1 protein-coding gene is annotated in these 7,868 nt (G+C 67.0%); it reads left to right on the top strand.

Annotated elements, in window-relative coordinates; all coding sequences use genetic code 11:
• The coding region (locus HR086_RS42400) for a non-ribosomal peptide synthetase (protein WP_174468471.1) at nt 1–7,868 on the top strand (7,868 nt) is incomplete at both ends.

The following is a 7,868-nucleotide window of genomic DNA, read 5'->3' as shown; positions in this document are numbered from 1 at the left end:
TCCCAGCTTCGCGCCGCGCTCCCCCGCTCCACCCTGCTCAACATGTATGGCCCGACGGAAACCACCGTCTGGTCTTCCGCTCACCCCGCTTCCCCCGCCGACGAAGGCGCAGCCACCCTTCCCATCGGCACGCCTCTCACCAACAACCGTCTCTTCGTCCTCGACGCCTCCGGCCAGCCCTGCCCCATCGGCTCGCCCGGCGAGCTCTTCATCGCTGGCGAAGGTGTCGTGCGCGGCTACTTCGGCCGCCCCGACCTCACCGCCGAGCGCTTCCTCCCCGACGCCTTCTCCGGCATCCCTGGCGCGCGCCTCTACCGCACCGGTGACCTCGCTCGCTGGCGTGCCGACGGCTCCCTCGACTTCCTTGGCCGCGCCGACTTCCAGGTGAAGCTGCGCGGCTTCCGCATCGAATTGGGCGAAGTCGAAGCCGTCCTCTCACGCCACACCTCCGTCCTCCAGGCCGTCGCGGGCGTCCACCTCGATGCCTCCGGTGATGGACGCCTCGTCGCCTGGCTCGTCCCCCAGGCCGGCGTCTCGCTCGACGCCTCCGCCCTCCGCGACTTCGCCCAACGGCACCTGCCCGAGCACATGGTGCCGTCCCTCTTCGTCGCCCTGCCCGCGCTGCCACTCACGCCCAATGGCAAGGTCGACCGCAAGGCCCTCCCCTCGCCGCTGAGCAAGAGCCAGCAATCCGCCGTCCCCGACGACTCCGAGCCGAGGACGCCCCAGGAGAAGGTCCTCGCCGCCATCTGGTCCGACGCCCTGCGCGCGCCGCGTGTCACGCGCCATGACAACTTCTTCGCGCTGGGTGGCGACTCCATCCTCTCCATCCAGATTGTCTCCCGCGCACGCAACGCGGGCCTCCAGCTCACCACCCAGCAACTCTTCCAGCACCCGACGCTGGAGGCCCTCGCGCGGGTCGTGAAGTTCGAGGGCAGCGAATGGGCCGAGCAGCCGGACTCCGCGCTCACGCCGCGCACGTCGACGGACTCGAAGTGGCACGAGTCCACGGACGTCGTCCTGAGCCGGTTGAAGCAGGCCATCGCGGACCGGCTGGTCCCCGCGGGCACGCCGGTGGAGGACCTCTATCCGTTGTCGCCCTTGCAGCAGGGCATGCTCTTCCACACGCTCGCCGCGCCGGGCTCCGGCGTCTACGTCACCCAGTTGACGTGGACCTTCAGTGGCGCGGTAGACCTGGGGGCGTTCCGGCGCACCTGGGAGACCGTCATCCAGCGCCAGCCCCTGCTGCGCACGTCCTTCCACTCGGGCGACTCGCGGGAGCCCCTCCAGCTCGTCCACCCCCGTGCTGCCCTGCCCTGGGAGGAACTCGACTGGCGCGGCGTGGAGGAAGCAGAGCAGCAGTCCCGCTTCCAGGCCCTCCTCTCCGAGGACCGTGCTCGCGGGTTCGACCTGCGCACGCCGCCGCTGCTGCGCCTGACCGCCATCCGCACCGATGAGCACGCCTGGCGCGTTCTCTGGACCACGCATCACGTGTTGATGGACGGCTGGAGCATGGGCCTCCTCTTCCAGGACCTCTTCACCACCTACGAGCAGATTCGCACGGGACTGGTGTGGGCCCGGAGCGAGGCAACGACCTTCCGCGACTACGTCACCTGGCTCCAGCGCCAGCCGATGGAGCCCGCGGAGCTCTACTGGCGAAAGACGCTGCATGGCTTCACCGCGCCCACGCCCCTCCCTGGTGCCCTTCCCCGAAGCCCGGACTCGGTGCTCCAGCGTCAGCGCCTCCAGCTCCACCTGCCCGCGCAGACGACAGCAACCCTCCAGGCCTTCGTCCGCCAGCACCGCCTCACCCTCAATGCGCTGGTCCAGGCCGCGTGGACGCTGGTGCTCTCACGTCACACCGGTGAGCAGGACATCGTCTTCGGTGCCACCACCTCCGGTCGCTCCGCCGACCTCTCCGGCATCGACCGCGCCATCGGGCTCTTCATCAACACCGTGCCCGTCCGTGTCTTCGTCGACGACGGCACCACCGCCCTCTCCTGGCTTCAGCAGCTCCACACCCAGCAGCTCGAGCTGCGCCAGTTCGAGCACACGTCCCTCGTGCGTCTGCACGGGTGGAGCGACGTGCCGCGCGGCACGCCCCTCTTCGAGTCCCTCTTCATCGTCGAGAACTTCCCCATCGACGCCGCGGTGAATTCCGCCGGGGATGCGTTGGGCATCCGCGACTTCACCATCGTGGACCAGACGGACACGCCGCTGGAGGCGTACGTCATCCCTGGGGACTCGCTGGAGCTGCGCCTGCTCTTCGACGCCGCGCGCTTCGAGCCTTCCATCCCCGAGCGTCTCCTTCATCACTGGGGCGTCGCGCTCCAGGCGCTGATGGCTGCCCCGGATGCGCGCCTCGCCTCCATCTCCCTGCTGACGAGAGATGAGCATGAGCAGGTCCTTCGCTCGTTCAACGGCAGGGCCCGCCCCGCGCCGGCTCAGAAAGACTCCGGCTCGCGATACACCGCTCCGCGCTCACGGACCGAGGAACAGCTCACGCTGGTGTTCGCCCAGGTGTTGGGCGTGGAGCATGTGGGCGCGACGGACAGCTTCTTCGCGCTCGGCGGACACTCCCTGCTCGCCACCCAGGTCGTCTCGCGCATCCACTCCGTGCTGGGAGTGGAGCTCCCACTGCGCGACCTCTTCGAGGCCCCCACCGTCGAACAGCTCTCCCGGCGGATTGAGTCGAGAAGCAGCGAGGGCACGGGGACCAGGCGCCTCCTGCTGCGCCCGGGCGCGCGCGACGGCGCCATTCCTCTCTCGTTCGCCCAGCAGCGCCTCTGGTTCCTCGATCAGCTCCAGCCCGGCGGCTCCGCATACAACATCCCGTGGGCGCTCAAGCTCACCGGAACCCTGGATTCAAACGCGCTGCGCCAGTCCCTCCGCGCGCTGATGCTGCGCCATGAGGTGCTGCGCACGCACTTCGCCATTCATGAGGGTCAGCCCGTTCAGCGCATCCAGCAGGATGTCGTGCTGGAGATGCCTCTCATCGACCTCCGCGCACTGCCGGAGCAGGAGCGGGACGCGGAAGCCCAGCGCCTGATGCGCCAAGAGGCACTGCATTCATTCGACCTGTCTCGGGGTCCGCTGGTACACGCGACCCTGGTGCGATTGAGCGACGACGAGCACATCCTGCTCGTCACCGCACACCACATCGTCTCCGACGGATGGTCTGTCGCCATCATCGTCCGCGAGCTCGCCGCCTTCTACCGTCAGTTCGCCGGAGGAGAACCCGCCCAGCTCGCCTCCCTGCCCATCCAGTACGCCGACTTCGCCATCTGGCAGCGCGAGTGGCTCCAGGGCGACGTCCTTTCCGCCGAGATTGACTGGTGGCGCCAGGAGCTCGCCGGCGTCTCGACTTCGCTCGAGCTTCCCACTGACAGACCGCGTCCCGCTGTTCAGACGTACCGGGGAGACATCGTCCCCGTGGCCCTGTCCAGACAGTCGAGCGACTGGGTCAAGGCGCTCGCCCAGCGCGAGGGTGCCACGCCCTTCATGGTGCTGCTGGCTTCCTTCCAGTTCCTGCTCTCCCGCTACTCGGGCCAGGACGACGTTTCCGTGGGCTCGCCCCTCGCCAACCGGAATCGCTCCGAGACCGAGGGCCTCATCGGCTTCTTCGTCAACACCCTCGTCTTCCACTCCCGACTCGACTCGAAGCAGTCCTTCCGTCAGTTGCTCTCCCAGGTGCGCACGTCCACTCTGGCCGCCTACGAGCACCAGGACGTCCCCTTCGAGAAGCTTGTCGAAGAACTCCAGCCTCAGCGTGACCTGAGCCGCTCACCGCTCTTCCAGGTCACCCTCACCCTTCAGAACGCTCCTGAAGGAGAACTCAAGCTCCCCGGCATCACGCTGGGCGCGCTGCCTCCGAGCATCGAGTCCTCGAAGTACGACATCAGCCTTCTGCTCGAAGAAGGCATCAATGGCTTCGCGGGTGTCTTCAACTACAACACCGACCTCTTCGACGCGGCGACCATGGAGCGCCTCTCGCGTCACTACGCGGTGCTGATTGAGGGACTTCAGGCGGCCCCCGATACCCAGCTTGGCCTGATCCCTCTGCTCACGTTGGCGGAGAAGCAGCAGGTCCTCGCGGGTTGGAATGGCGTTGTCAGTGATTACCCGCGCGACGCATCCATCCCTTCGCTCTTCGCTCAGCAGGCCGCGCGTACGCCTGATGCCGTCGCCGTTGTGTCGGGTGAGGAGTCTGTCTCCTACGCCCAGCTCGACTCGCGCTCCAATCAGCTCGCCCATTACCTGCGCACTCTCGGCGTTCTTCCCGGCTCTCGCGTCGCTGTCCGCCTCGACCGCTCCGCTGACCTCATCGTCTCCCTCCTCGCCATCCTCAAGGCCGGCGCCTCCTACGTCCCCCTCGACAAGGCCTGGCCCTCCGACCGCCTCGCCTTCGTCCTCCGCGAGTCCTCAGCCGGCGTCGTCCTCTCTCACTCCGACGTCGTCGATGACCTGCCTGCCTTCGGCGCCGTCCTCCTCGTCATCGATGAGGAGGCTTCTCGCATCGCTCGCCAGCCCCTTTCGGCGCCCCTTCTGGACGTGACGGGCAATGACCTCGCCTACGTCATGTTCACCTCCGGCTCCACCGGTGAGCCCAAGGGTGTCTGCGTCCCTCACCGAGGCGTCACCCGCCTCGTCTCTTCTTCCTTCATCTCCTTCGCCGCTTCCGACGTCTGGCTCCACGCAGCCCCCGTCGCCTTCGACGCCTCCACCCTCGAAATCTGGGGCGCTCTCCTCCACGGCTCCAAGCTCGTCCTCGCTCCTCCTCATGCCCTGTCCCTCGAGGAGTTGGGCTCTCTGCTTGTCCGCGAGGGCATCACCTCCCTCTGGCTCACCGCCGCTCTCTTCGAGCAGATGGTGGCGACTCAGCCCGTCGCGCTGGCTGGTGTCCGCCAGGTCCTCGCCGGTGGCGACGTCCTGCCGCCTTCTCGCGTCCGCGAGCACCTCTCGCGGCTGCCCCCGGGCCACGTCCTCGTCAACGGCTACGGCCCTACCGAGAACACCACCTTCTCCGCCACTCATTCGCTACGGAATGGGGACTCCTTCTCTCGCTCCGTCCCCATCGGCGCGCCTCTCTCCAACTCCTCCGCCTTCGTCCTCGACGCCTCCTTCCAGCCCCTGCCTCCGGGCGTCCCTGGAGAGCTCTTCGTCGGGGGTGACGGCCTTGCTTGGGGTTACCTCAACCGCGCTGACCTCACCGCCGAGCGCTTCGTCCCGCATCCCTTCAGCAGCACTCCTGGTGCTCGCCTCTACCGCACCGGTGACCGAGTCCGCTGGCTCGCCGACGGCACTCTCGAGTTCCTCGGCCGCTCCGACTTCCAGGTGAAGGTCCGCGGCTTCCGCATTGAGCTGGGCGAAGTCGAGGCCGCTCTCCGCCTCTTCTCTGGCATCCAGGAAGCCGTCGTCCTCGCTCGCGAAGACGTCCCCGGCGACAAGCGTCTCGTCGCCTACTTCACCTCGGCCGAGTCCTCTGTCGATGGCTCGGCGCTGCGCACATTCCTTTCGCAGCGCCTGCCCGAGTACATGGTGCCGGCTGCTCTCGTCTCCCTCTCCTCCTTCCCCCTCTCCGCCAACGGGAAGCTCGACAGGAAGGCTCTTCCTCCTCCCGACTTCGCCGCAGCTGACGCCTCCGGCGACGACTTCGCCCCTCCCTCCACTCTCACCCAGTCCCGCCTCGCCTCCATCTTCTCCGACGTCCTCGGCCTGGAGCGCGTCAGCATCCACGGCGACTTCTTCGAGTTGGGCGGCCACTCCCTCCTCGCCACTCAAGTCGTCTCTCGCATCCGCTCCACCTTCGACGTCGAGCTGCCCCTCGGTGAGCTCTTCTCTTCTCCCACCGTCGCTCTCCTCTCCGAGCGGCTCGACTTGCTCCACGGCTCCTCGTCTCGCCAACCGGCCCTCGTCCCTGTCGACCGGGCCCAGCCGCTGCCTCTCTCCTTCGCCCAGCAGCGCCTCTGGTTCCTCGACCAGCTCCAGCCCGGCGCTCCCACCTACAACATCCCCTGGGCGCTCAAGCTCACAGGCAACCTCAACGCGGACGCACTGCTCCAGTCCCTCAACGCGCTGATTCAGCGTCACGAGGCCCTGCGCACCCACTTCGCCATTCACGAGGGCCAGCCCGTCCAGCGCATCCTGCCCGACGTCCGCATAGCGCTGCCCGTCGTCGACCTGCGCGCCCTGGACTCCTCTGCTCGCGATTCCGAAGCCCAGCGGATCATGCGCGAGGAGGCTCTTCACTCCTTCGACCTGTCTCGTGGCCCGTTGGTGCACGCCACTCTCGTGCGCCTCACCAATGACGAGTTCCTCCTCCTCATCACCAATCACCACATCGTCTCCGACGGCTGGTCCATCGGCGTCATCGTCCGTGAACTCGCCGCCTTCTACCGTCAGTTCGCTGGGGGCGAGCCTGCCCAGCTTTCTCCGCTGCCCATCCAGTACGCCGACTTCTCCGTCTGGCAGCGCCAGTGGCTCCAGGGCGACGTCCTCTCTTCCGAAATCGCCTGGTGGCGCACCCAGCTTGCCGGTGCCTCCTCGTCCCTGGAGCTGCCCACTGACAGGCCTCGCCCCGCCGTTCAGTCCTATCGCGGTGCGGTGTTCCCCATCGGGTTGTCTCGTGAGTTGACCCAGGCCGTGAAGGCCCTCGCTCAGCGTGAAGGCGCCACGCCCTTCATGGTGCTGCTGGCTTCCTTCCAGCTTCTGCTCTCCCGCTACTCGGGCCAGGACGACATCTCCGTCGGCTCTCCCATCGCGAATCGCAATCGCTCCGAGACCGAGGGCCTCATCGGCTTCTTCGTCAACACCCTCGTCCTCCACTCCCGACTCGACTCGAAGCAGTCCTTCCGTCAGTTGCTCTCCCAGGTGCGCACGTCCACTCTGGCCGCCTACGAGCACCAGGACGTCCCCTTCGAGAAGCTCGTCGAGGAGCTTCAGCCTCAGCGTGACCTGAGTCGCTCACCGCTCTTCCAGGTCACCCTCACCCTTCAGAACGCTCCTGAAGAGGAACTCGAGCTCCCGGGTCTCACCCTCAGCGGGCTGGCTCCCAGCATCGAGACGGCGAAGTTCGACTTCAGCCTCTTTCTCGAAGAAGGCATCAACGGCTTCGTCGGCGGCTTCAACTACAACACCGACCTCTTCGACGCGGCGACCATGGAGCGTCTCGCGCGTCACTACCTCGTGTTGCTCGAAGCGCTGACCGCTTCGCCTGATGCACAGCTCGGTCTGATTCCTCTGCTCACGGTGGCAGAGAAGCAGCAAGTCCTCACGGGTTGGAACGGCGCCACGACGAGCTACCCTCGCAACGCAAGCATTCAGGAGCTCTTCGCTCAGCAGGCCGCGCGCACGCCTGATGCTGTCGCCGTCGTGTCGGGTGAGGAGTCTGTCTCCTACGCCCAGCTCGACTCGCGCTCCAATCAGCTCGCCCATTACCTGCGCACTCTCGACGTTCTTCCCGGCTCGCGCGTCGCCGTCCGCCTCGACCGCTCCGCTGACCTCATCGTCTCCCTCCTCGCCATCCTCAAGGCCGGCGCCTCCTACGTCCCCCTCGACAAGGCCTGGCCTTCCGACCGCCTCGCCTTCGTCCTCCGCGAGTCCTCAGCCGGCGTCGTCCTCTCTCACTCCGACGTCGTCGATGACCTGCCTGCCTGCGGCGCCGTCCTCTTCGTCATCGATGAGGAGGCTTCTCACATCGCTCGCCAGCCATCTTCACCTCTCACGGGTGTCGTGACAGGGGATGACCTCGCCTACGTCATGTTCACCTCCGGCTCCACCGGTGAGCCCAAGGGTGTCTGCGTCCCTCACCGAGGCGTCACCCGCCTCGTCTCTTCTTCCTTCATCTCCTTCGCCGCTTCCGACGTCTG

It is taken from the genome of Myxococcus sp. CA039A, from assembly GCF_013336645.1.
Lineage (GTDB): Bacteria > Myxococcota > Myxococcia > Myxococcales > Myxococcaceae > Myxococcus > Myxococcus llanfairpwllgwyngyllgogerychwyrndrobwllllantysiliogogogochensis.
This window is presented reverse-complemented; position numbering and strand designations above follow the sequence as displayed.